This is a genomic window from Labrys sp. Lb11, assembly GCF_057554225.1.
Map to the genome: position 1 here is coordinate 361,161 of NZ_BAAJOT010000005.1, position 26,194 is coordinate 387,354.

Genomic DNA, 26,194 nt, shown 5'->3' on the forward strand with positions numbered 1-26,194 from the left:
TGCCTCTTGGTGGCGGGGGCGGAAGGGCGTTATTCAGGGAGAGGCCGGCTCCGGTGGCGGAGCCGGCTCGGGATCCCGCGATGTCCCGGCGGCGCGGCCGGGATCCGGCTTGGGTCATGACAATATGATCTTCGACGACGATCTCAAGACGGGGGTGGCCCGGTTCGGCGCGCTTCTCGCCGCCGTCGAGACGGTGCTGCCGTTCACCGGCGCCGGCATCTCCACCGAATCCGGCATTCCCGACTTTCGCTCGCCCGGCGGGCTGTGGACCAGGAACCGGCCGATTCCCTTCGATCATTTCGTCTCGAATGCCGAGATGCGCCGCGAATCCTGGCGGCGACGCTTCGCCATGGAAACGATGTTCGCCGAAGCCAGGCCTGGCCGGGGGCACCGGGCCCTCGCCCGCTGGGTCGCCGCCGGCCGCAGCCCGGCGGTGATCACCCAGAACATCGACAACCTGCACCAGCATTCGGGCGTGCCGGCCGGCAGCGTCATCGAGCTCCACGGCAACACCACCTATGCGGCATGCCTGAGCTGCGGCCGGCGCCACGAGCTTGCCTGGATCCGGCCGTTGTTCGAAGCGAGCGGCGAGCCGCCGGACTGCGAGGCCTGCGGCGGCTTGCTGAAGACGGCGACCATCTCCTATGGTCAGGCCATGCCGCGGGAAGAAATGCGACGGGCCGGCGCCCTTGCCAAGTCCTGCGACCTGTTCGTCGCCATCGGCTCGTCGCTGGTGGTGCATCCGGCCGCCAGCCTGCCGGTTCTGGCCAAGGACAGCGGGGCCTGGCTGGTGATCGTCAACCGCGATCCGACGCCCCTGGACGGCGTTGCCGACCTCGTCCTGCGCGGCGATATCGGCGCCATTCTGGACGAGGCTGTCCATTGATAAAATGCGATCGACATTCTTGAGGTTTTGTTACCGAAATGGCGCCGGTTTGATGGCGAAAGCGTGAATTGGTACTTTCGGGTTGGCGCGACAATGTTATCGTATCGTTAGAGATTCGCGTGGCGCGCTTGGCACGAGCGTTGAGTGGATGGCGTTGATGGGTACAAGCGATTTCGATGCGAGGCTCGGCCTCGGCCGGGAAACCGGTGATCACGTCGAGGACAGCCCCGTCGGGCTGGTCGAGGTTGCCGGTGTCATCAAGTGGTTCGATGTCGCCAAGGGCTACGGGTTCATCGTGCCCGACACGGGCGGCCATGACATCCTCCTCCATGTCAGCGTGCTCCGGCGCGACGGTTACCAGGCCGCTTTCGAAGGCGCCCGCGTCGTGGTCGAGGCGGTCGAGCGCCCCAAGGGCCTGCAGGTCTTCCGCATCGTCTCCATGGACGAGAGCACGGCCATCCATCCCGCTCAGATGCCGCCGGCCAGGACCCATGTGCAGGTGACGCCGTCGGGCGGCTTCGAGCGGACCACGGTCAAGTGGTTCAACCGTCTGCGCGGCTTCGGCTTCGTCTCCCGCGGCGACGGCACGCCGGACATCTTCGTGCATATGGAGACGCTGCGCCGATTCGGCATCATGGACCTGAAGCCGGGCCAGATCCTGCTGGTGCGATTCGGCAACGGACCCAAGGGGCTGATGGCGGCGGAGTTGCGGCTCGCCGACGGTCCGACCGGACCGCAATCCCATTGAGCGGAATCGTGAGAACGCCAGTCCAGGCAATGATTTGCCTGGCTGTCTTTTTGTTGTTTGTGAACGTCGCGGCGCTGAGGCCCGCGCACGCCGAGGACAGCGTCTTCGAGCCCCTGACCCTCGTGACCAAGTCGGGGCGGCACGAGTTCCAGGTCGAGGTGATGCGCACGGAGGCCGAGCGCGCCCATGGCATGATGTTCCGCCGCAGCCTCGCCGCCGACCATGGCATGCTGTTCGATTTCCAGCATGAGCAGCCGACCGCGTTCTGGATGCAGAACACCTACGTGCCGCTCGACATGATCTTCATCAGGGCCGACGGCCGGGTGCACCGCGTCGAGGCCGACGCCGAGCCGCTGTCGACCCGGTCGATCCCGTCCGGTGCTCCGGTTCTCGGCGTGCTCGAGGTGCCTGCGGGAACGGCTAGGCGCCTGGGCGTCGAGCCGGGCGACCTCGTCGAGCAGGCGATGTTCAAGCAGCCTTGAGTCTCGGGACGGCGGACGTTCGGGAAAGCGGGCGCCTCGCGTCTTGCCGTGGTCGGTCTCGGCGTCGTGGCGCCGATTCTGCCGGCGACCGGCGTCGACGGCCGCATTGACATCAGGCCTGGCGGCGCAGCCGTCCCAGGCCGGGCGGGGGCGGCTGCGCTCTCCGCGTCCGGAAAAATCACCCGCTCGCTCGCCTCGCACGGCCTGTTGCACCGGCGGGTCTTGCTCTTGCGCCTTTCACCTCGTACTAGACATCTGTTCTCGACGTTGCGGGGTATGGCGCAGCCTGGTAGCGCGGCAGTTTTGGGTACTGCAGGTCGCAGGTTCGAATCCTGCTGCCCCGACCAGCGGCGAATGGAACAAAGCGATTTCAGACGGCTGGACCATGAGCGCGAAAATCTACAAGCCTGCCCGCACGGCGATGCAATCCGGCTCGGCCAAGACGAATCGCTGGCTCCTCGAGTTCGAGCCCGAGCAGCCGCGCTCGATCGAGCCGCTGATGGGCTGGACCAGCTCGGCCGACATGAAGCAGCAGCTCAGGCTCTGGTTCGACAGCAAGGAAGAGGCCGTCGACTATGCCAAGCGCAACGGCATTGCCTATCGCGTTTTCGAGCCGGCGGAGGAGACTGTGAAAGTTCTCTCCTATTCCGACAACTTCAAAGTCTCGCGCATCGGCCAGTGGACTCACTGATCGCCGTGGCCCCGTAGCTCAGCTGGATAGAGCGAGCGCCTTCTAAGCGCTAGGCCGCAGGTTCGAACCCTGCCGGGGTCGCCACGAATCGATATTATTTCAAGATCTTGCATTCGTTTTGTAACGTCGCGCATCAGGATTTTTCCGGTGCGTTCCACTTCGCTGCCCGGCGTGGGGCGTGCCTGTGGTGCCAGCGCCGCGGGCTTGGCACGGCGTCTTTCCGGACGCGGCCGGCAAACAAAGATTCGAAGAAGGGTTGCGTCCGGACCAGCTTGGTGCTGAATGGCGTCGTGGGACGCGAAGGTGGATAAAAAAGTTGAACGACAAGCTCATTGCCCTGCGGGAACGCCTCGTCGAAGCGCAGCACAAACTTTTGGCTCAGGCTGCCGAGGGCAGCATGATGCCGAGCGATAGCGCCCTGCGGCGCATATCGGACCTCGAAGGCGCTATCGCCGCGACCGAGGTCATGATTCAGGAGCAGGAAGCGCAATCGAAGGCGACCACGCCTCGTTGAGCGCTGCAGCTCCGGCGACAAGTCACGTGCGTTTCGAGTCGGGACGCGCGGCTGTTGTGTCACGGCTCGGCCACCTGGGCCCAGCCGTGAAGGAGAGCCGTGATGACATCCGTCGCCGATGCTGATGCCGAGCCCGGCTGGTTCGGCACCGCCGTCGCGCGCATCGCCGCCTCGAATCGGCTGACTGTCCTGGTGCTGCTGCTTCTCTCGGCGCTAGCCTTCGCGCCGGGATTCGCCGGCATGCCGCCGATGGATCGTGACGAGCCGCGTTTCGCCCAGGCCTCCAAGCAAATGCTGGAGACGGGGGACTTCGTCAATATCCGCTTCCAGGGCGAGGCCCGGCTGAAGAAGCCGGTCGGCATCTACTGGCTGCAGGCCGGTGCAGTCGCGGCCGGCGAGGCGCTGGGCGTCCCCGAGGCGCGCACCACCATCGCCCTTTACCGTATTCCCTCTCTGCTGGCGGCCCTGGCGGCCGTGCTGCTGACCTGGTGGGCGGCGACCCCGCTTGTCGGCCGGCGGGCTGCCCTGCTGGCCGGTATCGCCATGGCGGCTTCCGTGCTGCTCGGGGTCGAGGCCCGGCTCGCCAAGACCGACGCGACGCTGCTCGCCACCGTGCTGGCCATGACCGGCGCCATGGCCCGCATCTTCATGGCGAGGCGGCGGGGCGGCCCCGGCGGCGACGTGCCCTTTGCGGTCCCCACCGTGTTCTGGACCGCGATGGCCGTCTCCGTCCTGGTCAAGGGGCCGATCGGGCCGATGGTGGTCGGCCTGACCATGGCCGGCATCGTCGCCGCGACCCGCGACTGGCGCTGGCTCGGCGGTCTGCGCTGGCTGGCCGGCATGGCCTGGGTGCTGGTGCTGGTGTCGCCCTGGTTCGTCGCCATCATGGTCGAGACCGGCGGCCGGTTCCTGCAGCAGTCCGTCGGCAACGACATGATGGCCAAGGTGGCGGGCGGGCAGGAGTCGCATGGCGCGCCGCCCGGCCTCTATCTCGCCCTGGTGTGGGCCACCTTCTTTCCGGCAGCGGCGCTGGTGGCGCCGGCCGCGCCCTGGGTCTGGCGCGAGCGCCGCCGTCCGGAGATCATCTTCCTGCTGTGCTGGCTGGTCCCGTCCTGGCTGGTGTTCGAAGCGGTGCCGACCAAGCTGCCGCATTATGTGCTGCCGCTCTATCCCGCGCTCGCCATCCTGGTCGCGGCCGCCATTGCCGAGCATGGCCTGTCGCGGGCGCGCTGGGCTCGGATCGTCGCCTTGTCGACCCCGCTCCTGGCCGTGGCCCTGCCGGTCGCGGCCGTGGGGCTGGTCTACCACTACGAGCACAGCATCGCCCGTCTGGTGCTGCCCTTCGGCCTCGCCGCCGCCGCGCTGGCGATCCTCGGCTGGCGCCGCCTCGGGCAGGACCGGCCGGTCGACGGTCTGGTCCTCTCCGCTGTCGCGGCCGTGCTGCTCTATTGGGGCGTGTACTGGGGCGGCATCCCGCCCCTGCAGACGCTCTGGCCGAGCCAGCGCCTGGCGGCTGCTTCCCGGGCGCTGGAGTGCCCCGGCCCGGCCTTCGTCACCGCAGGTTTTCGCGAGCCGAGCCTGGTCTTCCTGGTCGGCACCGGGCTTGCGATGGAGGACGGGGCCGGTGCGGCGGACTTCCTGGCCGCCGGCGGCTGCCGGATGGCCTTCGTCGAGAAGCGGCAGGAGGAGGCCTTCCTGGCCGAGGCTGCGGCCAGGGGCGCGGCGCCTTCGCTGCTGACACGGGTCGCGGGCGTCAACATCAATGGCGGCCGCAAGCTCGATATCGGGGTTTACCGAACGGCACCATAGCAGGATTTCCGCTAGGGTAGGGCTCTCCCGCTCCGGCGGGTGTCCGTTCGGCGGCATGGACGCACGCCGCCACCCTGTGCCGAGGAGATCCCATGCCCAAGCTGTTCCCAGTCCTGGTCGCGCTGCTGCTGGCGGTGCCCTGCGTCGCGGCCGCCGAAACCGAGGCGCCGCGCGTGATCGTCGCCACGGGCGAGGGCTCGATCGGCGTCAAGCCCGACATGGCCGACGTGACCATCGGCGTCGTCAATGAGGCTGCGACGGCCAACGAGGCGCTCGCAGCCAACGCCGCCGGCGTGCAGGCCGTGATCGACCGGCTCAAGGCCGAGGGAATCGAAGCGCGCGACATCCAGACGTCGAGCTTCTGGCTCGATCCAATCACCCCGGCCAGGGTCGTCATGGCGCCGACGGAATCGCGGCGCGTCACCGGCTACTCGGTATCCAACAGGGTCTCGGTGCGTGTCAGGACCTTGGACCGTCTCGGCCCCGTGGTCGATCGCGTGATCGCTGCCGGAGCCAATTCTGTGAGCGGTATCTCGTTCATCGTCTCCAACCGGGACGAATTGACGGATCGGGCCCGTGTCGCTGCCATCGCCGATGCCAGGCGCAAGGCTGCCCTGTACGCTGCGGCGGCCGGCGGGCGCGTCGGCAAGATCCTGCGTGTGGACGACCAGACAAGCCTGTCCAGTGTCTTCGGCAGCGCCGCCGCGAGAGGGGCCAACGCTCAGGCGACGGCAATCGAAATCGGGGAAACCGAGATCGGTGCGACGATCATGGTGACCTTCGTCCTGGAATAGAGGCCGGTCCGGAGGCCCCGCCGCCGGCGAATCGAGGGCAGGGCGAGTCACGTCTCCCCGCCGCGGAAGACGATGCCGCGCTGCACCGCGCCCTTGCCGAACTTCTGCCGCAGCGCGTCGATGGCGTCCTCCGCGGCGAGCTGGCGGCGCACCTGCGAATCGGCGAGGTCGCCATGGTCGCCGTCGGCGATGTCGGTGAGCTCGCTGACGCCGATGCCGATCAGCCGGTAGCGCGTGCCGTCGGCCTCCTTGTGCAGGAGGTCGCGGCCGGCCGCGAAGATGCGGGCGGCGAGGCGGGTCGGCTCGTGCAGGGTGCGGGCCCGGGTCCTCAGCCGGAAATCGGCGGTCTTGAGCTTCAGCGTCACGGTCGAGCCGGCGAGCGAGCCGGCCTTGAGCCGGGCCGAGACCTTCTCGGACAGCGTCCAGAGCACCGGCGCAAGGTCGGCCGCCGCCGCAAGATCCTGCTCGAACGTGGTCTCGGCCGAGACGGATTTGCGGTCCCCGTCCGGATTGACCCTGCGACGGTCGATGCCGAGGGCGAGCTGGGCCAGGCGCAGGCCCTCCGCCCCGTAGCGGCGGGCGAGCTCGCGCTCGCCGGCGCGCTGCAGGTCGGCGATGGTGCGAAAGCCGTCGCGCTCGTAGCGCTCGGCGCCGGCCTTGCCGATGCCCCAGATGAACGAGACCGGGCGCGGCGCCAGGAAAGCCTGCGCCGCCGATGGCGCCAGCACGGTGAAGCCGCGCGGCTTCTCCAGGTCCGAGGCGAGCTTGGCCAGGAACTTGTTGCCGGAAAGGCCGATCGAGACGGTGATGCCGATCTCCTGCTCGACCTGCCGGGCGAAGCGCAGCAGCGTGCGCGCCGGACTGCCGCCATGCAGCCGCTCCGTGCCGGTCAGGTCGAGGAAGGCTTCGTCGATCGACAGTGGCTCGACCAGCGGCGTCATCTCCAGCATCATGGTGCGCACCTGCCGGCCGACGCGGGCGTATTTTTCCATGTCCGGCTTGATCACCACGGCGTCCGGGCAGGCTGCCCGGGCCTTGAACATCGGCATGGCCGAGCGCACGCCATAGGTGCGGGCGATGTAGCAGGCGGTCGAGACCACGCCGCGCCGGCCGCCGCCGACGATCACCGGCCGGTCGGCGAGGGCCGGGTTGTCGCGCTTCTCGATGGCCGCGTAGAACGCGTCGCAATCGACATGGGCGACCGCCAGGGTCTCCAGCTCGTCATGCCTGGCGATCCGCGGCGAGCGGCAGGCCGGACAGCGGTCGGCCTCGTCCATGCCGGCCAGGCAATCGCGGCAGATCGCGGCCATCGCACCCTCACACTGTCATGGCCGCGACCCGCTCACGGCACGTCGCGCTCCCACGGCCCGGCGCCGAGCGCATGCGCGGCGCGCACCAGATCCTCGGGCTTCAGGCCGGCATGGCGGGCGAAGGCCTCGGCGATCCGATCGTCATCCATGATATGATGCAGCACGCCGGCCAGGAAACCCGGCTCGGCAGCAGCTTCGCGAATATCGCGTCCCGCAAGGCCCGACAGCGTCATGAAGCGGTCCAGGCGTTCCTGGTCGGCCGCGAGGAACGCGAGCGCGGTGATGGCGATTTCTTGCCCGAAGGCCTGTCGGGATCGTGTCATGCCCACTATGTCTCTGATCGAATTTTCCGTTTGGTAAGAAGTGGCTGCTACGCATTTTCACGAAGTCAGCGGAACTCGGGTGGCGTGGCGACGCCGGCGTTGTGTGGGACAAGCGGCGATGGCGAAGACCGTCCTGATCGTGGAAGACAACGAGCTCAATATGAAGCTCTTTCACGATCTTCTGGAAGGGCATGGTTACAACACCGTGCAGACGCGCAACGGCGTCGACGTCATGGCGCTGGCGCGCCAGCACAAGCCCGACCTCATCCTGATGGACATTCAGCTGCCGGAGGTGTCCGGGCTGGAGGTGACGCGCTGGCTCAAGGACGATGACGAGCTGCGCAGCATTCCGGTGATCGCCATCACCGCCTTCGCCATGAAGGGCGACGAGGAGCGAATCCGCGAAGGCGGCTGCGAGGCCTATCTGTCGAAGCCGATTTCCGTGATCAAGTTCCTTGAGACGGTCAGGACGTTCCTGGGGGAGTGAGAACCCATGACGGGGCGTATCCTCGTCGTCGACGACATCGTCGCGAATCTCAGGCTGCTGGATGCGCGCCTGACGGCCGAGTATTTCGATGTGGTGACCGCCACCTCCGGCGCCGAGGCGATCGACCTCTGCTTGCGCGAGCCGTGCGACGTGGTGCTGCTCGACGTGATGATGCCGGGCATGGACGGCTTCGAGACCTGCCGGCGCCTGAAGGCCGATCCGGCGACGGCGCATATCCCGGTGGTGATGGTGACGGCGCTCGACCAGCCGTCCGACCGGATCAAGGGGCTGGAGGCCGGCGCGGACGACTTCCTCACCAAGCCGGCCAACGACATCGCCCTGCTGGCGCGGGTGCGCTCGCTGGTCCGCCTCAAGACGCTGACGGACGAACTGCGCAGGCGCGCGGCCGAATCGCGCGAGTTCGGCATGCAGGCAGGAGCCGCCGACGTCGCGGCCGAGACCGGCCTGGACGCCAGGGTCCTCATCGTCGATGACCGGCCATCCTCCTACGAGCGGCTGGGCGGCGTGCTCTCGGGCCAGCACCACATCGAGGTCGAGACCGGCCCCCAGGCGGCCCTATTCCGGCTCGCGGAGGGCCACTACGATCTGGCGATCGTCTCGCTCGGCCTCGAAGCCTATGACGGCCTGCGCCTGTGCAGCCAGATCCGTGCGCTCGAGCGCACGCGCCAGCTACCGGTGCTGGTGTTGGCCGAACCGGGGGACGACGCGCGGGTGCTGCGTGGCCTCGACATCGGCATCAACGACTATCTGATCCGTCCGATCGACCGCAACGAGCTGAACGCCCGGGTGCGCACGCAGGTCCGGCGCAAGCGCTATGCCGACCGGCTGCGCGACAGCGTCCAGGTCTCGATGGAGATGGCGCTGACGGACCCTCTGACCGGCCTCTACAACCGGCGCTATTTCGACGCCCATGCGGCCGCGACCGTGCAGCATGCCGTCCAGCGCGATCGGCCGGTGACGATGCTGGCGCTCGACATCGACCTGTTCAAGGCGATCAACGACAACTGGGGCCACGATGCCGGCGACGAGGTGCTGCGCGAGTTCGCCCGGCGCATTCGCCGGAACCTGCGCAGCATCGACCTGGCCTGCCGCATCGGCGGCGAGGAGTTCGTGGTCGTCATGCCCGAGACCGAGATCGACGTCGCCACGGCGGTGGCCGAGCGCCTTCGCCGGCGGATCGAGCGCGATCTTTTCCCCGTGAGCGGCGCGGACGGTTCGGTCGCGGTGACGGTCTCGATCGGCGTCGCCGGCCTGTCCGGTCCCGACGACACCGTCCAGACGATCCTCAAGCGCGCCGACCTCGCACTCTATCGTGCCAAGCGCGACGGTCGGAACAGGGTGGAGGCCCATGCCGCATAGTTAATAAGCGGAAAGTAATGTTAATGGTTTACTAACAAAACAGAGCGGCCGCCGCCGACCGCCGCCTTTCGTTCCATTTGAAGAAAATTGCAGGTACCGTTCGATCAACGGCGAGGGGGATACTTTTCCAGGTCCCATCCTCAGCCAGAACGGTCCCTGCGCCCGAGTCCGCCGCAACTTCTCGGGTCCGTGGGGCAAGGCCGGCGGACGGGTCTTTCGAGTGGCCTCCTTGTAGTCCTGTTCCGCCGGCCACCCTGCGCGGGGAATTCAGTTCCTCCGCGCACGCGGCCGTCACCGCAATCCAGCCGATCCCCAGCCAGCGGCCGCCGGCCCTGCCGCGAGCCCCGGAAACACAAAGGGCGCCTCGCGGCGCCCTTGTCGGCATATCCGATGGCCGAAGACTTTACTTGATCTTCGATTCCTTGAACTCCACGTGCTTGCGCGCGACGGGGTCGTACTTCTTCATCGCGAGCTTCTCGGTGGTGGTGCGGGTGTTCTTCTTGGTCACATAGAAATAGCCGGTGTCGGCAGTCGACACGAGCTTGATCTTGATCGTCGCGGCCTTGGCCATGGTCATCTCCGGAGCGTTGCCGCCGCCGGGCTGCGGGCCAACGGCAACGGGGGCCGCGCCCGAGCGCAGCCTTTCGACTAGGCTGCAACCTACTCATGGCGCGGGGGAAGTCAACCGGCCCGGCCGCGAAAATTCGCCTGCGGCACGGCTCAGCCGCGCCGGGTGGCCAGCCGGAACACGACCAGCAGGCAATAGGCGGCGCACAGGCCGGCAATGCCATAGGCGAAGCCGTGCGGACGGACGGCATCCACCACCACGCCCATCGCCGGGGCGCCGGCGAACATGCCGAGCGAGTAGAACATGACGAAGGCGGCGTTGGCCGTCGCCAGCATCGCGCCGGTGAACTGGCTGCCGAGATGGGCGAGGCCGACGGTGTAGAAGCCGCCGGCGACGCCGCCGGTGATGAACACCAGCGCCATCATGGCCGGCGGCGAGCCGGAGGCCAGCGGCAGCGCCAGCGCCCCGAACAGGGCTGCGGCGGCGCAGGCCAGGATCAGCACCCTGCGGTCCATGCGGTCGGAGAGGATGCCGATCGGGATCTGGGACAGGACGTTGCCCAGCCCGAACACGGTGAGGAGCAGAGCGGCCTGCGACGTCGTCAGCCCGACCGTCTCGCCGTAGAGCGGCAGGAAGGCGAAGCTGCTCTGCTCGACCGCACCGTAGACGAAGCCGGCCAGGGTGGCGACCGGCGCCACCAGCACCAGCGACCAGGCATTGCCGTGCGCCTTGCCCTCCAGCGGCGGCGCACCGTCGCCGGCCAGCAGGATGGGAACGGCGGCGACGGCGAAGAACGCTGCGCCGATGAAGAACAGCGTGTCGCCGGCGTTGCCCGCGGCGGCCAGGATCGCCGGCCCGGAGGCGAAGCCGACGGAGAGGGCCGTGGCGTAGACGCCCATGACCATGCCGCGCCGCGCCGGCGGCGCTGCGGCGGTGATCCAGTATTCCGAAAGCACGAACAGCGTGCTGATCGAGGCGCCGTAGACGAAGCGCAGCGCGAACCAGGCGGTGAGCGACGAGAACACCGGGAACAGCGCCAGGGTCGTGCCTCCCGTGGTCAGTACGACGAACAGCAGCGCCCTCAGGCCGATGGCCGTGGCGACGCGCGGAATCAGCGGCGCGATCAGGAGGATGGCCAGGCTGGCGGTGGCCGTGTTGAGGCCGATCAGGGTCGCGGAGACGCCGCGCCCGGCCAGCGTCAGCGAGACCAGCGGCGAGGACAGCGACAGGCCGATGCCGACCAGGGTGATGCAGGTGATCGCCGCGCCGATGGTCAGCGCGTGCCGGAGGGTCAAGCCCTCGGCGTCGGCGGGCGAATCGGCCATCAGATCTCGTCCCGGAGCCAGCGGCCCCGACGGTCATAGAAGAAGGGCACGGGCAGGTCGCGCTCCAGGCCCTGCTCCAGCCGCGCCGCGACCTCGTCGAGAATGACGCGGGTGATGTCGGCGACGTTGCCGGCTCCGGCCTGCGCCAAGGTGAGCCAGGCGGTCTCGACCAGTTCCGAGTCCGGGCCGACGACGCCCTCGATCCGGCGGGCGATGCCGGACGCGTCGGCCATGAAGAAGCGGGTGTCGAAACGCCGCGCCATGCCCGGCGGGGTGACGGCGCGCGCGACGAAGTAGATCTGCTCGAGCGAGGGATAGATCTCCTGCTCGGCGAAGATGTGCCAGGCCTCGCTCGCGGCGCCCGGAGCGCCGCAATCGGCCTCGCCGAGCAGGAGGCCGGTTTCCTCCGCCGTCTCGCGGATGGCGCACAGGGCCAGGGCCCGCGCCTTGGCGGCGGTCGCCCGCGGCGTGCGGGCGATGACGTTGCGCTCGGTGTGGACGGGCAGCGCCCCGTAGGCGCGCATCACCCGGTCCGACGCTTCCAGGCGGCCACCCGGAAACACCAGCCGCCCGGGCATGAACTTGTGGCCGTCGTGCCGCCGGCCCATCAGGAGCCGGGGCTCGGGGCCGGACCGGTCGACGACGATCAGGCTGGCGGCGTCGGCCGGCCGCATGACCTTGCCGCCCGAGGCAGGCAGGGGGGATTCTCGACGCTGGGTGATGTCTTCGACCAAGGCGGGGGCATCCTGTTCGTCCGGACGCCTAGCACGGCGGCGGGCGAAGCACTAGGCGGCCGCCGCCGGGGGAAGCGGCGCTCCCTGCGCGGGCCGGCCGAGGGCCTGCTCCAGGGCGGCCGCGACCTGCAGCAGGCGGGCGTCGGCGCCGAGCGGGGCCGCGAGCTGGACCCCCAGCGGCAGGCCCTGCGCATTGGCCGTGACGGGGACGACGATCGCCGGTTCGCCGGTGACGTTGAAGATCGCCGTGAAGGGCGAGAAGCGCAGCATGCGCGCGACATGCTCGGCGACGTCGTCATGGTCGGTCGGGAAGGCGCCGAGCCTGGGGGCGGCGCTCGCCAGCGCCGGCGTCAGCAGGATGTCGCAGCGCTCCCACACCGCGTCGAATCGCCGGGCGAAGGCGTGGCCGCGCCGCGTGGTCGCCAGATAGTCGCGCGCCGCAATCCTCCGGCCGTGCTCGGCCGCGGCGAGATTGATCCGCTCCATCTCGTCCTCGCCCGGCAGCCGCCCGAACAGGCGCCGGAGCTCCTCGGCATCGGTCGCGGCCTGGGCGCAGACCTGCATGAGATAGACCTCGCGCGGGATCAGCAGCTCGGCTTCGCCGAGATCTGGCACGATCGGCTCGACGGCATGGCCGAGATCCGCGAGGCGCCGGACCGCGGTATCCAGCGCCGCGAGCGCGTCGGGCGCCAGGATGACGTCGTCCGGGCAGGCGGTCATCACGCCGATGCGCAAGGCCGGCGCCGGCATGCCGGTCGTCTCCGACAGGGCGATGGCGCGGGCGGGCGCCGCATAGGGGGTGCCCGGGTCACCGCCCCAGGTCGCGTCGAGCGCGGCGGCGGTGTCGCGCACGGAGCGGGTGATCACGCCTTCCGAAACCAGGCCGCCATAGATGTCGGCGTGGGCTGGACCCTGGGGCAGGGCGCCGCGCGAGGGCTTCATGCCGACGAGGCCGCAGCAGGCCGCGGGGATGCGGATCGAGCCGGCGCCGTCGGTGGCATGCGCGATCGGCACCATGCCGGCCGCCACCGCGGCGGCCGAGCCGCCGGACGAACCGCCGGCGCTGTGATCGGGATTCCAGGGATTGCGCGTCGGCCCGAAGGTCACCGGTTCGGTGGTGACGTTGAAGCCGAGCTCGGGCAGGTTGGTCTTGCCGAGGATGGCGAGGCCCGCCGCCTTGAAGCGCCGCGTGAGCGCATCGTCGATCGCCTCCGGCGGAGCGTCCCGGAAGAAGCGGCTGGCGCAGCTGGTGCGCGCGCCCGCCAGGGCCGCGCCGATGTCCTTGAGCAGGAAGGGCACGCCGGCGAAGGGCGCCTCGTCCCGATCGGACGTCCCGGCCGGGACGTCGAGCTCGGCGATGACCGCGTTGATCCGCGGATTGGCGGCTGCGATCGCGCCGCGCGCCGCGGCCAGCACCTCCTCGCGCGAGACGTCGCGGCGGCGCACGAGCGCGGCGAGGCCGCTGGCGTCGAGGCTGCGATAGTCGTCGCCGGTCACGGATGTGCCTCGCCGAGGGCATCGCCGAGCGCGGCGATGGCAATGGACTCGGCCCTGATCTCGTCGAGCACCCGGTGCTGGAGCTCGGCGAAGGCCGGCGTCGCCACCATGGCGTAGGTGCGCGGGCGCGGCAGGTCGATCGGCACGACCGCCTTGATCCGGCCCGGCCGGTTCGACATCACCGCGACGCGGTCCGACATGTAGACCGCCTCCTCCACGTCATGGGTGACGAACAGCACGGTGAGGCGGTGCCGCTCCCAGATGCGGGCGAGCAACTCCTGCATGTGATGGCGGGTGAGGGCGTCGAGCGCGCCGAACGGCTCGTCCATCAGCAGCATCTTCGGCCGGTAGGACAGGGCGCGGGCGATGGCGACGCGCTGCTTCATGCCGCCGGAGAGCTCGCTGGGATAGGCATCGGCGAAGGCGGTCAGGCCGACCAGGGCCAGGTGCTCGCCGGCGATCGAGCGCACCTCCGCCGGGCTCTTGCCGGCGGCCTTCAGGGCGAACTCGACATTGCCGCGCGCCGTCAGCCAGGGGAGCAGCGTGTAGCTCTGGAACACCACGCCGCGGTCGCGGCCCGGCCCGGTGATCGGCCGGCCGTCGACCGTGAGGTCGCCCTCGTCGTGCTCGTCGAGGCCGGCGACGATCGACAGGAGGGTCGACTTGCCGCAGCCGGACGTGCCGACCAGCGACACGAACTCGTTCTCGCCGATGTCGAGCGTCACGCCCTTGAGGGCGACGACCTCGCCGCGGTCGCCACGGAAGGTCTTGCCGAGCCCGGCGATGTGAAGCTTGGGCGATATGGTCATCGGCGCACGTGCAGGTAGCGGAACAGGCGCCGGCCGATCGCCTTCATGATCTGGTCGGTGGCAAGGCCCAGCACGCCGAGCACCAGGAGGTAACCAAAGATCGTGTCGGTCTGGAAGAAGCGCTGCGCCGTGGTGATGCGGTAGCCCAGGCCCGAGGTCGCGGCAACCAGCTCGGCGACGACCAGCCAGGTCCAGGCCCAGCCCAGGCTGATGCGCAGCGAGTCCCAGATGCCCGGCATGGCCGAGGGCAGGATGATGCGGGTCAGGATTTTCGGCTCGGACAGTTCCAGCGTCCGCCCGACATTGACGAAGTCGTTGGGCACCGACTTGACGTTGTCCATCACCAGCAGCACCTGCTGGAAGAAGGTGCCGATCCAGATGATCAGGAATTTCTGCGCGTCGCCCGTGCCGGTCCACAGGATGGTGAGCGGCACGAAGGCGACCACCGGCATGTAGCGGATGAAGTCGACGAACGGCTCGATCGCCGCTTCCCAGGCGCGATAGGAGCCGATCAGCACGCCGATGGGCACGGCGAAGGCCGTGGAGATCGCAAAGCCCACCATGATTCGGTAGATGCTGACGGTGGCGTCCGCTGCCAGCTGGCCGCCGGCCGCGAGCTCGGCCAGGCGTCCGAACACCATGGCCGGGGAGGGCAGGAACAGCGGGCGCACCAGGCCGGCTGCGGCCGTCGCCCACCACAGCACGCCGAGGCCCGCGAACACGAGCGCGGCGATGCGCACGAATTCGCGGGTGGTCAGCCGGGTGGAGAGCGCGAACAGGCGCCGGCCGGGGCGCGGACGGGCTCGGCGCCCCGCCCCGGCGGCGGCGTCACTTCGTGGCTGCATCGACGAAGCGGCTGTCGATCAGCTTGGCGAGATCGACATCCTTGGTCAGCAGGCCGGCCTTGGTCGCGGCCGCCTTCACCTCCGGCACCACCTTGGTCAGGAACTCGCCGCCGAGGCGAGACTTGTTCTCGGCCAGCGAATAATAGGTGACCCCTTCGAACGCCGTCGCCAGCTCCTCGGGCTTGGCGCCCACGGCGTCGGCGATGATCGCCTGGCCGGCCTTGGTGTCGGCGCGATAGGCGGAGAGGGCCGCGTCCCAGGCCTTCAGCAGCGCGACGATCTGGCCGGGCTTCTCGGCCAGGTACTCCTCGCGCACGATGAAGACGTCGGAGACGAGGCCGGGATTCTCGCCGGCCGTGAACAGCAGCTTCACCTTGTCGTTCTGCGCCCTGGCGAGGCTGAGATAGGGCTCGTAGGTCACCGCCACCGGCACCTTGCCGGCGATCAGCGCCGCACCGGCATCGGCCGCCGGCATCGGCACCTTCTGGATGTCGGCGGTGGTGAGGCCGTTCTTGGCGAGCGCGTAATTGAGCAGGATGTCGCTGGTGGTGCCTTCCTCGTAGGCGACCTGCTTGCCCTTGAGGTCGGCGATGGAGGAGACCGAGCCGTCGGCGATGATGGCGTCGGCGGTCATCGACACATCGAGCAGGGCGACGATGCGGATCGGCAGGCCGGCGGCGGCGAAGGCCATTGCCGTATGGGTGGCGATGTTGCCGGCCTGGATCTGGCCGGAGGCGATGGCGGCATTGAGGTCGGCATCGGTGGTGAAGCTGACGATCTCCACATCGTCGAGGCCATTGGCCTTGAACAGGCCGTTCTTGGCTGCGATATGCCACTGGCCGTAGCCGAGCCAGGGCTCGATGCCCATCTTGACGGCTCCGCTCTCGGGCTTGGCCGGAATGTCCTGTGCCAGGGCCCGTCCGGCGGTCGCCGCCACGGCAAGGCCGACGCCGGCCTGCACGAGCTGGCGGCGGTTCATGATCAGATCGCTCATTCTTGATCCCCTCTCTCTGCCGTGGCGATAAGGCGGCTGGCCTTGCGGCTTGTCAATAGCCTGTTTAGACCTGTCTAGATGACTGCCTGCGGCGGATGCGGATTATGAACCTGCCCAACCCGGCGAGCCCGCTCTATGAGCGCGTGAAGGGGTATATCCTGGGCAAGATCGGCTCGGGAGAGTGGCCGGCCGACCATCGCCTGCCCTCGGAAAACGTCTTCGTCGAGCAGCTCGGCGTCTCGCGCATGACCGTGCACCGCGCCCTGCGCGAGCTGACCTCGGCCGGCCTGATCCGCCGGGTGCAGGGGGTCGGCACCTTCGTCGCGGTGGCGAAGCCCCAATCCGCCCTGGTCGAGATCCGCGACATCGTCGCCGACATCGCGGCGCGCGGCCATCGGCACCGGGCCGAGGTGTACCGGCTCGAGGCCGTGCCCTCGACCGCCGACCTGGCCGCCGCCTTCGCGCCGCGCCAGCCCGGCCCGCTGTTCTACTCGCTGATCCTGCATTTCGAGGACGACCTGCCGCTGCAGCTGGAGGAGCGCTTCGTCAATCCCGATCTCGCGCCGCTCTATCTGGAGCAGGATTTCGTCCGGGGGACGACCTTCGACTACCTGCAGGCGACCATCCCGCTGACCGAGGTGGAACATGTCATCTCGGCCGTGCCGGCGACGCCCGAGATCGCCCGGGCCCTCGGGCTCGAACCGGGCGAGCCCTGCCTGACCATGCAGCGGCGCACCTGGTCCGGTGCCGCCGTGGCGACCTTCAACCGCTTCACCTATCCCGGCCGCCGCCACTCCCTCGGCAGCCGCTACAGGGTCGGGGAACGCTAGAGCAAAGCGTGTTTTGATGGAAACGCGCTTTGCTCCAACGCCTTGTTTCGAGGCGTCCTTGCGACTTGACGCGACGCCGTCAAATCGCAAGACGCCTTAGCGGAGCAACTCGTCGCGGATCTCCGAGATGGCGTTCGCGTGGGCGTCGAAGCCCTCGTAGCGGGCCAGCACGCGGGCGTGGCGGGCAAGCTCGGGATAGGCCGCCGCCGTGACGTAGCCGACCGAGGTGCGCTTCATGAAGTCGAACACCGAGAGCGGCGAATGCGTCACCGCCGCCCGGTTGGTCGGCAGCACCGCGTCCGGCCCGAGCACGAAATTGCCGAGCGTCACCGGCGTGTGCCGGCCGAGCAGGATTTCGCCGGCATGCTCGATCCGGCCGAGATGGGCGAAGGGCTCGTCGGAGAGGATCTCCAGATGCTCCGGCGCATAGTCGTTGACGAAGGCGATCGCAGCCTCGAAGTCCGGCGCGACGACGATGCCGCCGCGCGGCCCGCACAGCACCGCCCGGGAGAAGGCGACACGCTGCGGGCTCATCTTCGCCCAGTAGCCGGGCAGGGCCGCGGCCGCGGCCGCGGCGACGGCCTCGCTGGAGGTGACGAGATAGGCGGAGGAATCCGGCCCGTGCTCGGCCTCGATCAGGAGGTCGAGGGCGGCCAGGCGGCCGTCGGCGGTGTCGTCGGCCAGGATGACCGCCTCGCTCGGCCCGGCGGGAATGCCGGGGTCGATGATGTCGGCGAGCAGGCGCTTGGCCGCGACCACGAAGGGGCTGCCGGGACCGACGATCTTGACGCAACGCCCGACGGTCTGCGTGCCGTAGGCCACCGCCGCCACGCCCTGGGCGCCGCCGCACTTGTACACCCGCTCCGCGCCGGCGAGTCGCGCCGCGACCAGCGTCGCCGCATCGATCTTGCCGCCCGGGCCGGGCGGGGTGACGATGCAGATCTCCGGCACGCCGGCGACGACGGCGGGGATGGTGGTCATCATCACCACGCTCGGGAACGAACCCTTGCCGCGCGGCACGTAGCAGGCGACCGAAGGGATCGGCCGGAACCGGTCGCCGGCGAAGGCGCCGGGCCGGATCTCCTTCATCCACATCTCCTCGGGCTTCTGCGCCTCGTGGAACGCTCGGATATTGCCGACCGCGAACTCGATGGCGGCGCGCACCTCCGGCTCCACCGCGGCGAAGGCCTCGTCGAAATCCGCCGGCGTGGCGGCGATGGCGGCGGGGTCGACCTCGGACTTGTCGAAGTCGCGGGCGTAGCGCGCAAGGGCTGCGTCGCCCTCCAGGCGCACGGCCTCGACGATCGGCCGCACGCGCTCGATGAAGTCGCCAAGATCGGCCTCCGCCCGCCGCAGGAGAGCGGCGCGGCCTTCGGCGGAAAGCCCCGCCAGGCGGTGGATGTTGACGCTGTCGGCCATGCGGCCCTCCGATCGCAGAGATGGATGGTTCAATCAGATCGAGGCGAGATAGCCGCCGTCGATCGCCAGGCACTGGCCTGTGACGTAGCCGGCCGCGCCCGATGTGAGGTAGACGGCGGCGCCGACGAGGTCGTCGAGCGCGCCGAAGCGGGCCAGCGGGATCTTGCCCAGCATGCCCTGCCGCCAGGCTTCGTCGGCATAGAAGGGCTCGGTCAGCGCGGTACGGAAATAGCCCGGCGCGATGGCGTTGACGCGGATGCCGAGCGGCGCCCATTCGGCCGACAGCGCCCGCGTCATGCCGAGCAGGCCGCTCTTCGACGAGCCGTAGGGCACGGCCGTCGGCACGCCGACCTCCGATGTCAGGGAACAGACGTTGAGGACGGCGCCGCCCGATCCCGCCGCGACCATGGCCCGGGCGGCGGCCTGGGCGCAGAAGAAGGCTCCCTTGAGGTTGGTGTCGACGATGCGGTCCCACACGGCCTCGTCGACGTCGAGCGAGGCGCGGACCTCCTCGATGCCGGCATTGTTGACGAGGATGTCGAGGCCGCCGAGCGCGGCCGTCGCCTCGGCGACGCCGCGGGCGCAGTCGTCCGGCCGCGCCACGTCCATGGCGATCGCGGCCGCGGGCCGCCCGAAGGCGGCGAGCCGGGCCATGGTCTCGCCGAGCCGCGCCTCGTCGCGCCCGCTCACGGCGACCGCCGCCCCAGCCTCGGCCAGGCCGAGCGCCAGGGCCTGGCCGATGCCGCGGCTGGCGCCGGTCACCAGGGCGCGCCTGCCGGTGAGATCGAAGCGCGCGGACGAGCGTTCCATCGGGGCCGCCTCATTGGATTGGACATGTATAGGCAACTTGGTCCGGAAGTCGCGGCCTGTCAATTTTGAAGTCGGCCGGTGCCGCCCGATGCGGCGGCGAACTCCTCGATCAGTCTGGCGATCGCGCGAACAGGGCAGGGCTTGAGCCCGACTTGTCCAAGCCTGACGGGAGGCTGGACGGCGCGCGCAGAGGGGGACGTCGACGCGCCGCGCTTTTCACGATGTCCCGGTTTGATCGCGATGCCCATGAATGCATGTATCGGGGGCAGCCGGGGCGCGAGCGTGGCGGATGTGCGTGGCGGGCAGGGTGGCGGCCATTGAAAAAGGAGGCGCCGGTCGCGGCAGCCGAACTATCCCGGCCTTGCCGCAAGGCCGCGCCCATGTTCGGTGATGAGGCTGCCGCGCGCCTCCGTCCGGCCCAGCCATGCCGAATTTGGATGACGTCGCGCTCGGCTATGCCGATCATCGCCGGAAAGGATCGCGTCCAGCCCGGCCATCGGTTCGTCGCGAACGTCGGCGGGAGCATCCTCGATCGCACAAGCGGCGGCAAGGGTGTTCGGCACACGCCCTAGACCTTGGCGGTGTGCGCGCCGCCGCCCGTCTTCTCGTCAGCGCCGAAGCCGTGCATGCGGTTGGCCCATTGCAGGCCGACGATGGCGCCTTTGATGCGCGGCAGCAGCGTCAGCGACAGCACCACGGTCAAGGGCAGCCAGATCGCCATGTGCAGCCAGATCTCCGGATGCCATTCGACCTCGACGGCGAGCACGGCGGCGACGATGACGTGGCCAACGATCAGCATGGTGAAATAGGGGGGCGCGTCGTCGGCCTGGTGATGATGCAGCGCCTCATTGCAGGCGGGGCAGTGGTCTGCGACCTTCAGATAGGCGCGGAACATGCGGCCGCGGCCGCATTTGGGGCAGCGGCCGAGAAAGCCGCGCCAGACCGACTGGCCGATGTCGCGATCGCCGCCGCCGTACTCCCTCATGACGTTCCCTTCCTGCCCTTGCGCGCCGCCTTGGCCTTGCGCCCGGACGGCTTGCGGTCGGTGATGCGCGGCCGCTTCATCGGCCCGGCCCGGCGCCCGCGCGGCTTGCCGGCGCGCCCGCCCGAGACGATCTCGAACTGCAGCGCCCCGGCGAAGGGCGCGGCCTCGACCAGGCGGACCGTGACGATGTCACCGAGCTGGTAGGCCTCGCCGGTCGCCGCGCCGACGAGCTGATGTGCCCCTTCCTCAAAGCGATAGTAATCGTGACCGATCGTCGCGGCCGGCACGAAGCCGTCGGCGCCGGTCTCCAGCAGCTTGACGAAAAGGCCCGACTTGATGACGCCGGAGACGCGTCCCTCGAAGATGCCGCCGATCTTGTCGGCCAGGAAATGCGCGATCAGCCGGTCGATGGTCTCGCGCTCGGCCGTCATGGCGCGGCGCTCGCAGGCCGAGATGCGCGCGCCGATGTCGGCGAGCATCGCCGCCGTCATCGCTTGCGGCAGGCCGTCGTCGCCCAGCCGAAGCGCCCGGATCAGGGCGCGATGCACGATCAGGTCGGCGTAGCGCCGGATCGGCGAGGTGAAATGGGCGTAACGCCTGAGATTGAGGCCGAAATGCCCGATGTTCTCGGCCGCGTATTCGGCCTGGGACTGGGAGCGCAGCACCACCTCGTTGACGAGATGGGCGTTGTCCGATCCGGCGACGCGATCGAGGATCTCGTTGAACTGCGCCGCCCGCAGCGCGCCCTGCTTGGAGAAGTTGATGTCGAGCGAGCGCAGGAACTCGCGCAGCGCCACGATCTTCTCCATCGAGGGCTCGTCGTGCACGCGGTAGACCAGCGGCGTCTTCTTCGCCTCCAGCGTCTCGGCCGCGGCGACGTTGGCGAGGATCATGAACTCCTCGATCAGCCGGTGCGCGTCGAGCCGCTCGGGAACGACGACGCGCTCGACGGTGCCGTCATGCTTGAGCAGGATCTTGCGCTCGGGCAGGTCGAGGTCGAGGGGGCCGCGCTGGTCGCGGGCCTGGCGCAGGCAGGCATAGGCGGCCCAGAGCGGGCGCAGCACCGGGTCGAGCAGCGGCCCGGTGGTCTCGTCCGTCACTCCGTCGATGGCGCGCTGCGCCTGCTGGTAGGAGAGCTTGGCCGCCGACTTCATCATGATGCGATGGAAGCTGTGGCCGGTCTTGCGGCCGTCGGCGGCGATGACCATGCGCACCGCGATGGCGGGACGATCCTCGCCGGCGCGCAGCGAGCACAGGTCGTTGGAGATGCGCTCGGGCAGCATCGGCACCACCCGGTCGGGGAAATAGACCGAGTTGCCGCGGATCAGCGCCTCGCGGTCGAGCGGCGTGTCCGGGCGGACATAGGCGGCGACGTCGGCGATGGCGACGGTGACGATGTGGCCGCCCGGATTGACCGGGTCGGTGTCCGGCTCGGCATGCACGGCGTCGTCGTGATCCTTGGCGTCGTGCGGGTCGATGGTGATCAGGGGCAGCCGCCGCCAGTCCTCGCGGCCGGACATCGTCATCGGCCTTGCCGCCTCGGCCTCGGCCAGCGTGTCGGCGCGGAAGACGTGGGGGATGTCATGGACATGGATGGCGATCAGGCTCACGGCCTTCTCGCTGCCGACCGGGCCGACGCGCTCGACCACGCGGGCGCCCGGCAGGCCGCCGCGGGTGCGCACCGGCTCGACCGCCACCAGCTCGCCGTCCTCGGCGCCGGCGGCATCGCGCTCCTGGATCGCCATGTGGCGGCCGGCCTGGCGCTTGTCGACCGGCAGGAGGCGGCCGCTGCCATCGGCAGCCCGGCGGAAGATGCCGAGGATGCGGTGGCGCTGGCGCTCCAGCACCTTGACGACGCGCGCCGTCGGCTCGCCGGTGCTGGAGCCGTCGGCGAGGCGCAGCACCACGCGCGTGCCGACGCCGGGGGCCGGTCCGCCGAGCCGCTTGGGCACGACGACGAGGATGCGCGGCGCCGGGCCGCGCCCTTCGTCCCATTCGGCCGGCGTGGCGACGAGCTCGCCGTCGCGGTCGCGGCCGGTGATGTCGGCGACGAAGCTCTGGGGCAGGGCGCCGGGCGCGGAGAAGCCCTTGCGGTGGCGTTCCAGCAGGCCTTCCTCCTCGAACTCGGCGAGGAGATGCTTCAGGGCGATCTTATCCTCGCCGCCGAGGCCGAACTCGCGGGCGATCTCGCGCTTGCCGGCGTGGCCTTGGGAACGGGCGACGAAGGCGAGGATCGCCTCGCGGCTCGGCAGCCCGGCAGGCTCCCGTTGCGCCGTCTTGGATTTGGTGGACTCGATGATCTTTCGGTTCATGGACTATCTGTAGCAGGTTTCCGCGCGGGGGCACCCGGTCGGGCGCGGCGCCGGCGCGGAGGGAATGGAGGTCATGGCGACCCGGTTGACCGTCTGGTACAACACAAGGTGCCCGGTCTGCGATGCCGGCATCGACCGTCAGCGCAACAAGCTGATCGCCGCCGTCGAGGCCGGCGCGATCGCGTTTCGCGACATCAACCTGGAGCCGGAGGCGCTGGTGGACCGAGGCGCCGCGCTCGACGACATCCGCCGCCGACTGCATGCCGTGGATGAGACGGGACGCCTTCTCGTCGGCGCGGATGTGGCCGTCGCGGTCTGGCTGCGGACTCCGGGCGAGGCCTGGCTGGGGAGGATCGTCGGCGCGCCCGGAATGATCCAGGTCGCACGCATCGCCTATGATCGCTTCGCCGATATAGTGTTTGCCTGGAACAAACGCAAGGGAAGATGGTGATGCCGGGAGGAAGCGTACCGGGGTAAGCGAACTGTGAGCCGCGGCCGGCCGCGCGACCGCAAAAATCCCTGGCGCAACGTTTCCGTCATGGCCGGACTTGATCCCATAGGCGCTGAGATAAGCGATCGTCGGAGACACGGGCTCGCCCGTTCCATCGCGTCATGGCCGGACTTGATCCGGCCATCTCGACGAGATCGCATGCGATCTCGTAAGGGAACGTGACGATTGCAGGGCTGCCGCCACCCGATCCTGTGTCGTTGGCGTGCGCGTGGATGGCCGGATCAAGTCCGGCCATGACGCTGAAAGGGTATCGCCTTTCCCCGGAGCGACGTGGTCCGGCCCTATCTTAGTGCCTATGGGACTTGATCCGGCCACGACGGCTGAGAGGGCGGAGCCTCGCCCGCTACGGGCTCATGCCGGCCTTGTCGGCCCCGCCGCCCGGGAGGGGCTCAGCCGCGCTTGCGCGCCGGGGCGTCCGGCTCGAAGGGCACGTCGTCGCTGTCGGCGATGGTCTTGGCCTTGGCGCTGCTCTTGGCCGGCGCCTTGGCCTTGCTCGTCACCGCCTTGGCCTTACCCGCCGCCGCCTTGGTCTTGGCTCCGGCTCGCGCCGGTGCCTTGCGGGCCGTGCCCTTGGCTGCCGACCCGGCCTTGGCGGCAATCAGCTCGAGCGCCTGCTCCAGCGTCACGCTCTCCAGGGCCATGCCCTTGGGCAGGGTGGCGTTGACCTTGCCGTGGCTGACATAGGGGCCGTAGCGGCCGGGACGGGCGACCACCGGGCCGCCGTCCGGATGGTCGCCGAGCGTGCGGCCCTCCGGCGCGGCGCGGCCGAAGCGGCCCTTGCCGCCGCTCTCCTTGGTGACGATCAGGTCGATGGCGCGGTTGGCGCCGATCGCCAGCACGTCGTCGTCCTTCTCCAGGTTGGCGTAGGTCTTCTCGTGCTGGACATAGGGCCCGAAGCGGCCGATGCCGACGAGGATCGGCTTGCCGGTCTCGGGATGGGTGGCGACCTGCTTGGGCAGCGCCAGCAGGGCGAGGGCGCGCTCGAGGTCGACTTCCCCGGCGCTCATGCCCTTGGGCAGGCTGGAGCGCTTGGGCTTGTCGCCCTCGCCGAGCTGGACATAGGGGCCGAAACGCCCATCGCGCAGCGTCACTTCCTGGCCCGTCTGCGGATCGGTGCCGAGACCGCGCTTGCCGGGCTCGGCGCCGTTGCCGCCCTCGCCGTCCGCCTGCTCGGTGGAGGCCGCGAGCTGGCGGGTGTAGCGGCATTCGGGATAGTTCGAGCAGCCGATGAAGGCGCCGTACTTGCCGAGCTTGAGCGACAATGTGCCGGTGCCGCAGGTCGGGCAGCCGCGCGGGTTGGAGCCGTCGCCCCGGTCGGGGAAGATGTGCGGGCCGAGCAGGTCGTTGAGCGCGTCCAGCACCTGTGCGGTGCGCAGCTCGCTGGTGCCTTCGATCGCCGCCGAAAAGTCCTTCCAGAAGTCGCGCAGGACCTCTTTCCAGTCGAGCTCGTGGTTGGAGATGCGGTCGAGCTGCTCCTCCAGGCCGGCGGTGAAGTCGTACTCGACATAGCGGGCGAAGAAGCTTTCCAGGAAGGCGATGACGAGGCGACCCTTGTCCTCCGCCTTCAGGCGCTTCTTCTCCAGCGAGACATAGCCGCGGTTGCGCAGCACGGAGAGCGTCGCGGCATAGGTGGAGGGGCGGCCGATGCCGAGCTCTTCCATGCGCTTGACGAAGGAGGTCTCGGTGTAGCGCGGCGGCGGCTCGGTGAAGTGCTGGGTCGCGGCGATCGCCTTGCGGGCGAGGCTTTCGCCCCGGCTCATCGCCGGCAGGCGCCGCCCGTCCTCGTCGTCGCCTTCGTCGTCGCGATCCTCGTTGTAGAGCGCCAGGAAGCCGTCGAACTTCACCACCTGGCCGGTGGCGCGCAGCTCGAGCCGGCGCCCGCCGGCCTCGGCCAGCACATCCACCGTGGTGCGCTCCAGCTCGGCGCTCTCCATCTGGCTGGCGACGGTGCGCTTCCAGATCAGCTCGTAGAGCCTGGCCTGGTCCGCGTCGAGATGCCGCGCCATGTCCCTGGGCAGGCGGAACGGGTCGGTCGGGCGGATCGCCTCGTGCGCCTCCTGGGCATTCTTGGCCTTGGTCGTGTATTTGCGCGGCGCCTTCGGCAAGTAGCGCTCTGCATAGGCGCTGCCGATCATCCGGCGAACCGCGGCGATCGATTCGGGCGCCATGTCGACGCCGTCGGTGCGCATATAGGTGATCAGGCCGACCGTCTCGCCGTCGAGCCGCACGCCCTCATAGAGCTTCTGCGCCAGCTGCATGGTGCGGTCGGGCGAGAAGCCGAGCTTGCGGCCGGCTTCCTGCTGCAGCGTCGAGGTGGTGAACGGGGCGAAGGGATGGCGCTTGGCGGGCTTGGCCTCGACCGAGCCGACGGTGAAGCGGGCTTCGTCGAGCGCCTTGCGGAAGGCCTCGGCCTCCGCCGCGGTGCCGACGTCCAGGCGCTGGATCTTCTCGCCGTCGGCGCCGACGAGGCGGGCCTCGAACTGGTCGCCGCGCGGCGTCGCCAGGGTGGCGACGAGCGACCAGTATTCGCGCGGCACGAAGCGCTCGATCTCCATCTCGCGCTCGCAGACGAAGCGCAGCGCCACCGACTGGACGCGCCCGGCCGAGCGGGCGCCCGGCAGCTTGCGCCACAGCACCGGCGACAAGCGGAAGCCGACGAGATAGTCGAGGGCGCGGCGGGCGAGATAGGCGTCGACCAGCGCCTCGTCGATGTCGCGCGGCTGCTTCATCGCCGCCTGGACCGCGTCCTTGGTGATGGCGTTGAAGGTGACGCGCTCGACCGGCATGTCCTTGACGACGCGCTTCTGCTTCAGGATCTCCAGGACGTGCCAGGAGATCGCCTCGCCTTCGCGGTCGGGGTCGGTGGCCAGGATCAGCTTGTCGGCATCCTTGACCAGCTTGGCGATGTCGGAGACGCGCTTCGTCGCCTTGCCGTCGATCTCCCACAGCATGGCGAAGTCATGATCGGGGTCGACCGATCCGTCCTTGGCCGGCAGGTCGCGCACATGGCCGTAGGAGGCCACGACCTTGTAGTTCGAGCCAAGATATTTGTTGATCGCCTCCACTTTGCCGGGAGACTCAACGATGACGACGGGCATGGGCGGTACAATGGCTTCGGACAAGGAAAGTTG

The 26,194-nt window shown here is 69.4% G+C and carries 26 protein-coding genes and 2 tRNA genes; 13 read left to right on the top strand and 15 right to left on the bottom strand.

Annotated features, from left to right (window positions below; all coding sequences use genetic code 11):
* Window positions 1-127 precede the first annotated feature (127 nt).
* From AC27L4_RS20260 to AC27L4_RS20300, 9 genes are all read left to right on the top strand, one after another.
* Entirely contained in the window at window positions 128-886 is a 759-nt protein-coding gene (locus tag AC27L4_RS20260; protein WP_487144498.1) for an SIR2 family NAD-dependent protein deacylase, read from the top strand.
* Window positions 887-1,043: 157 nt separating this feature from the next.
* Window positions 1,044-1,634: a cold-shock protein gene (locus AC27L4_RS20265; protein WP_487144168.1), complete on the top strand. Its 591-nt coding sequence runs from the start codon at window positions 1,044-1,046 to the stop codon at window positions 1,632-1,634.
* A 29-nt stretch (window positions 1,635-1,663) separates the two neighbouring features.
* Window positions 1,664-2,116: a DUF192 domain-containing protein gene (locus tag AC27L4_RS20270; RefSeq protein WP_487144499.1), complete on the top strand. Its 453-nt coding sequence runs from the start codon at window positions 1,664-1,666 to the stop codon at window positions 2,114-2,116.
* Window positions 2,117-2,386: 270 nt separating this feature from the next.
* A tRNA-Pro gene (locus tag AC27L4_RS20275) sits at window positions 2,387-2,463 on the top strand.
* Between the two features lie 38 nt (window positions 2,464-2,501).
* Entirely contained in the window at window positions 2,502-2,807 is a 306-nt protein-coding gene (locus tag AC27L4_RS20280; RefSeq protein WP_487144169.1) for an ETC complex I subunit, read from the top strand.
* A 7-nt stretch (window positions 2,808-2,814) separates the two neighbouring features.
* Window positions 2,815-2,891: transfer RNA gene (locus tag AC27L4_RS20285), tRNA-Arg, on the top strand.
* Between the two features lie 232 nt (window positions 2,892-3,123).
* Entirely contained in the window at window positions 3,124-3,321 is a 198-nt protein-coding gene (locus AC27L4_RS20290; RefSeq protein WP_487144170.1) for a hypothetical protein, read from the top strand.
* A gap of 102 nt (window positions 3,322-3,423) precedes the next feature.
* On the top strand, window positions 3,424-5,130 hold the full coding sequence (locus AC27L4_RS20295) for an ArnT family glycosyltransferase (protein WP_487144171.1): 1,707 nt from the start codon (window positions 3,424-3,426) through the stop codon (window positions 5,128-5,130).
* Between the two features lie 92 nt (window positions 5,131-5,222).
* Entirely contained in the window at window positions 5,223-5,924 is a 702-nt protein-coding gene (locus AC27L4_RS20300) for an SIMPL domain-containing protein (protein WP_487144172.1), read from the top strand.
* 47 nt (window positions 5,925-5,971) lie between these two features.
* Here the strand turns inward: AC27L4_RS20300 and AC27L4_RS20305 are convergent, their stop codons facing one another.
* Both AC27L4_RS20305 and AC27L4_RS20310 read right to left on the bottom strand, forming a co-directional pair.
* Window positions 5,972-7,234, bottom strand: coding sequence for a DNA polymerase IV (locus tag AC27L4_RS20305; RefSeq protein ID WP_487144173.1), 1,263 nt, complete (start codon window positions 7,232-7,234; stop codon window positions 5,972-5,974).
* 32 nt (window positions 7,235-7,266) lie between these two features.
* The gene (locus AC27L4_RS20310; protein WP_487144174.1) at window positions 7,267-7,557 is read right to left on the bottom strand and encodes a DUF3572 domain-containing protein; all 291 of its coding nucleotides are present in this window, start codon (window positions 7,555-7,557) and stop codon (window positions 7,267-7,269) included.
* A 118-nt stretch (window positions 7,558-7,675) separates the two neighbouring features.
* Here AC27L4_RS20310 and AC27L4_RS20315 point away from each other — a divergent pair, with 118 nt between their 5' ends.
* Together AC27L4_RS20315 and AC27L4_RS20320 are read left to right on the top strand one after the other, a co-directional pair.
* On the top strand, window positions 7,676-8,044 hold the full coding sequence (locus AC27L4_RS20315) for a response regulator (RefSeq protein WP_487144175.1): 369 nt from the start codon (window positions 7,676-7,678) through the stop codon (window positions 8,042-8,044).
* A gap of 6 nt (window positions 8,045-8,050) precedes the next feature.
* Window positions 8,051-9,424 carry a PleD family two-component system response regulator gene (locus AC27L4_RS20320; protein WP_487144176.1) on the top strand — a complete coding sequence of 458 codons (1,374 nt, stop codon included), beginning with the start codon at window positions 8,051-8,053 and terminating at the stop codon, window positions 9,422-9,424.
* A gap of 403 nt (window positions 9,425-9,827) precedes the next feature.
* Here the strand turns inward: AC27L4_RS20320 and rpmG are convergent, their stop codons facing one another.
* The 7 genes from rpmG to AC27L4_RS20355 form a co-directional block, all read right to left on the bottom strand.
* On the bottom strand, window positions 9,828-9,995 hold the full coding sequence (rpmG, locus tag AC27L4_RS20325; protein WP_307270242.1) for a 50S ribosomal protein L33: 168 nt from the start codon (window positions 9,993-9,995) through the stop codon (window positions 9,828-9,830).
* A gap of 149 nt (window positions 9,996-10,144) precedes the next feature.
* Window positions 10,145-11,317, bottom strand: coding sequence for an MFS transporter (locus AC27L4_RS20330; RefSeq protein WP_487144177.1), 1,173 nt, complete (start codon window positions 11,315-11,317; stop codon window positions 10,145-10,147).
* Window positions 11,317-12,051 carry an NUDIX hydrolase gene (locus AC27L4_RS20335; RefSeq protein WP_487144178.1) on the bottom strand — a complete coding sequence of 245 codons (735 nt, stop codon included), beginning with the start codon at window positions 12,049-12,051 and terminating at the stop codon, window positions 11,317-11,319. Before AC27L4_RS20335 ends, AC27L4_RS20330 begins: the two co-directional genes overlap by 1 nt.
* 51 nt (window positions 12,052-12,102) lie before the next feature.
* Window positions 12,103-13,548, bottom strand: a complete 1,446-nt coding sequence (locus AC27L4_RS20340; protein WP_487144179.1) for an amidase — start codon at window positions 13,546-13,548, stop codon at window positions 12,103-12,105.
* Window positions 13,545-14,357, bottom strand: coding sequence for an ABC transporter ATP-binding protein (locus AC27L4_RS20345; protein ID WP_487144180.1), 813 nt, complete (start codon window positions 14,355-14,357; stop codon window positions 13,545-13,547). Before AC27L4_RS20345 ends, AC27L4_RS20340 begins: the two co-directional genes overlap by 4 nt.
* On the bottom strand, window positions 14,354-15,202 hold the full coding sequence (locus AC27L4_RS20350) for an ABC transporter permease (protein WP_487144181.1): 849 nt from the start codon (window positions 15,200-15,202) through the stop codon (window positions 14,354-14,356). The genes AC27L4_RS20345 and AC27L4_RS20350 overlap by 4 nt, the downstream gene beginning before the upstream one ends.
* Window positions 15,186-16,196, bottom strand: a complete 1,011-nt coding sequence (locus AC27L4_RS20355; protein ID WP_487144182.1) for an ABC transporter substrate-binding protein — start codon at window positions 16,194-16,196, stop codon at window positions 15,186-15,188. The genes AC27L4_RS20350 and AC27L4_RS20355 overlap by 17 nt, the downstream gene beginning before the upstream one ends.
* Window positions 16,197-16,300: 104 nt before the next feature.
* Between AC27L4_RS20355 and hutC the strand changes: the two genes are divergently transcribed.
* Window positions 16,301-17,026, top strand: a complete 726-nt coding sequence (gene hutC, locus AC27L4_RS20360; protein WP_487144183.1) for a histidine utilization transcriptional repressor HutC — start codon at window positions 16,301-16,303, stop codon at window positions 17,024-17,026.
* Between the two features lie 96 nt (window positions 17,027-17,122).
* Here the strand turns inward: hutC and hisD are convergent, their stop codons facing one another.
* The 5 genes from hisD to rnr form a co-directional block, all read right to left on the bottom strand.
* Complete coding sequence (gene hisD / locus AC27L4_RS20365) at window positions 17,123-18,445, bottom strand: histidinol dehydrogenase (protein ID WP_487144184.1); 1,323 nt, start codon at window positions 18,443-18,445, stop codon at window positions 17,123-17,125.
* Window positions 18,446-18,478: 33 nt separating this feature from the next.
* A complete protein-coding gene (locus AC27L4_RS20370; RefSeq protein ID WP_487144185.1) occupies window positions 18,479-19,255 on the bottom strand; it encodes an SDR family NAD(P)-dependent oxidoreductase in 777 nt (258 codons plus the stop codon).
* Window positions 19,256-19,314: 59 nt separating this feature from the next.
* Window positions 19,315-19,503 carry a hypothetical protein gene (locus AC27L4_RS20375; protein WP_487144186.1) on the bottom strand — a complete coding sequence of 63 codons (189 nt, stop codon included), beginning with the start codon at window positions 19,501-19,503 and terminating at the stop codon, window positions 19,315-19,317.
* A gap of 320 nt (window positions 19,504-19,823) precedes the next feature.
* Entirely contained in the window at window positions 19,824-20,240 is a 417-nt protein-coding gene (locus AC27L4_RS20380; protein ID WP_487144187.1) for a DUF983 domain-containing protein, read from the bottom strand.
* Complete coding sequence (gene rnr, locus AC27L4_RS20385) at window positions 20,237-22,552, bottom strand: ribonuclease R (RefSeq protein WP_487144188.1); 2,316 nt, start codon at window positions 22,550-22,552, stop codon at window positions 20,237-20,239. The genes AC27L4_RS20380 and rnr overlap by 4 nt, the downstream gene beginning before the upstream one ends.
* A 73-nt stretch (window positions 22,553-22,625) precedes the next feature.
* Here rnr and AC27L4_RS20390 point away from each other — a divergent pair, with 73 nt between their 5' ends.
* Window positions 22,626-23,003, top strand: a complete 378-nt coding sequence (locus AC27L4_RS20390; RefSeq protein ID WP_487144189.1) for a thiol-disulfide oxidoreductase DCC family protein — start codon at window positions 22,626-22,628, stop codon at window positions 23,001-23,003.
* 449 nt (window positions 23,004-23,452) lie between these two features.
* On the opposite strand, the gene topA is transcribed toward AC27L4_RS20390, so the two are convergent.
* Complete coding sequence (gene topA / locus AC27L4_RS20395; protein ID WP_487144190.1) at window positions 23,453-26,161, bottom strand: type I DNA topoisomerase; 2,709 nt, start codon at window positions 26,159-26,161, stop codon at window positions 23,453-23,455.
* Between the last annotated feature and the right edge of the window lie 33 nt (window positions 26,162-26,194).

Excerpts from the sequence above, each read along its gene's own strand:
- AC27L4_RS20310 (WP_487144174.1), bottom strand. The coding sequence starts at position 7,557 with ATGACACGATCCCGACAGGCCTTCGGGCAAGAAATCGCCATCACCGCG.
- AC27L4_RS20355 (WP_487144182.1), bottom strand. The coding sequence starts at position 16,196 with ATGAGCGATCTGATCATGAACCGCCGCCAGCTCGTGCAGGCCGGCGTC.
- AC27L4_RS20265 (WP_487144168.1), top strand. The coding sequence starts at position 1,044 with ATGGGTACAAGCGATTTCGATGCGAGGCTCGGCCTCGGCCGGGAAACC.
- AC27L4_RS20280 (WP_487144169.1), top strand. The coding sequence starts at position 2,502 with ATGAGCGCGAAAATCTACAAGCCTGCCCGCACGGCGATGCAATCCGGC.
- AC27L4_RS20345 (WP_487144180.1), bottom strand. The coding sequence starts at position 14,357 with ATGACCATATCGCCCAAGCTTCACATCGCCGGGCTCGGCAAGACCTTC.
- AC27L4_RS20270 (WP_487144499.1), top strand. The coding sequence starts at position 1,664 with ATGATTTGCCTGGCTGTCTTTTTGTTGTTTGTGAACGTCGCGGCGCTG.
- AC27L4_RS20300 (WP_487144172.1), top strand. The coding sequence starts at position 5,223 with ATGCCCAAGCTGTTCCCAGTCCTGGTCGCGCTGCTGCTGGCGGTGCCC.
- AC27L4_RS20370 (WP_487144185.1), bottom strand. The coding sequence starts at position 19,255 with ATGGAACGCTCGTCCGCGCGCTTCGATCTCACCGGCAGGCGCGCCCTG.
- hutC (WP_487144183.1), top strand. The coding sequence starts at position 16,301 with ATGAACCTGCCCAACCCGGCGAGCCCGCTCTATGAGCGCGTGAAGGGG.
- AC27L4_RS20375 (WP_487144186.1), bottom strand. The coding sequence starts at position 19,503 with ATGGGCATCGCGATCAAACCGGGACATCGTGAAAAGCGCGGCGCGTCG.
- rpmG (WP_307270242.1), bottom strand. The coding sequence starts at position 9,995 with ATGGCCAAGGCCGCGACGATCAAGATCAAGCTCGTGTCGACTGCCGAC.
- hisD (WP_487144184.1), bottom strand. The coding sequence starts at position 18,445 with ATGGCCGACAGCGTCAACATCCACCGCCTGGCGGGGCTTTCCGCCGAA.
- AC27L4_RS20295 (WP_487144171.1), top strand. The coding sequence starts at position 3,424 with ATGACATCCGTCGCCGATGCTGATGCCGAGCCCGGCTGGTTCGGCACC.
- rnr (WP_487144188.1), bottom strand. The coding sequence starts at position 22,552 with ATGAACCGAAAGATCATCGAGTCCACCAAATCCAAGACGGCGCAACGG.
- AC27L4_RS20320 (WP_487144176.1), top strand. The coding sequence starts at position 8,051 with ATGACGGGGCGTATCCTCGTCGTCGACGACATCGTCGCGAATCTCAGG.
- topA (WP_487144190.1), bottom strand. The coding sequence starts at position 26,161 with ATGCCCGTCGTCATCGTTGAGTCTCCCGGCAAAGTGGAGGCGATCAAC.
- AC27L4_RS20315 (WP_487144175.1), top strand. The coding sequence starts at position 7,676 with ATGGCGAAGACCGTCCTGATCGTGGAAGACAACGAGCTCAATATGAAG.
- AC27L4_RS20350 (WP_487144181.1), bottom strand. The coding sequence starts at position 15,202 with ATGCAGCCACGAAGTGACGCCGCCGCCGGGGCGGGGCGCCGAGCCCGT.
- AC27L4_RS20390 (WP_487144189.1), top strand. The coding sequence starts at position 22,626 with ATGGCGACCCGGTTGACCGTCTGGTACAACACAAGGTGCCCGGTCTGC.
- AC27L4_RS20330 (WP_487144177.1), bottom strand. The coding sequence starts at position 11,317 with ATGGCCGATTCGCCCGCCGACGCCGAGGGCTTGACCCTCCGGCACGCG.
- AC27L4_RS20305 (WP_487144173.1), bottom strand. The coding sequence starts at position 7,234 with ATGGCCGCGATCTGCCGCGATTGCCTGGCCGGCATGGACGAGGCCGAC.
- AC27L4_RS20380 (WP_487144187.1), bottom strand. The coding sequence starts at position 20,240 with ATGAGGGAGTACGGCGGCGGCGATCGCGACATCGGCCAGTCGGTCTGG.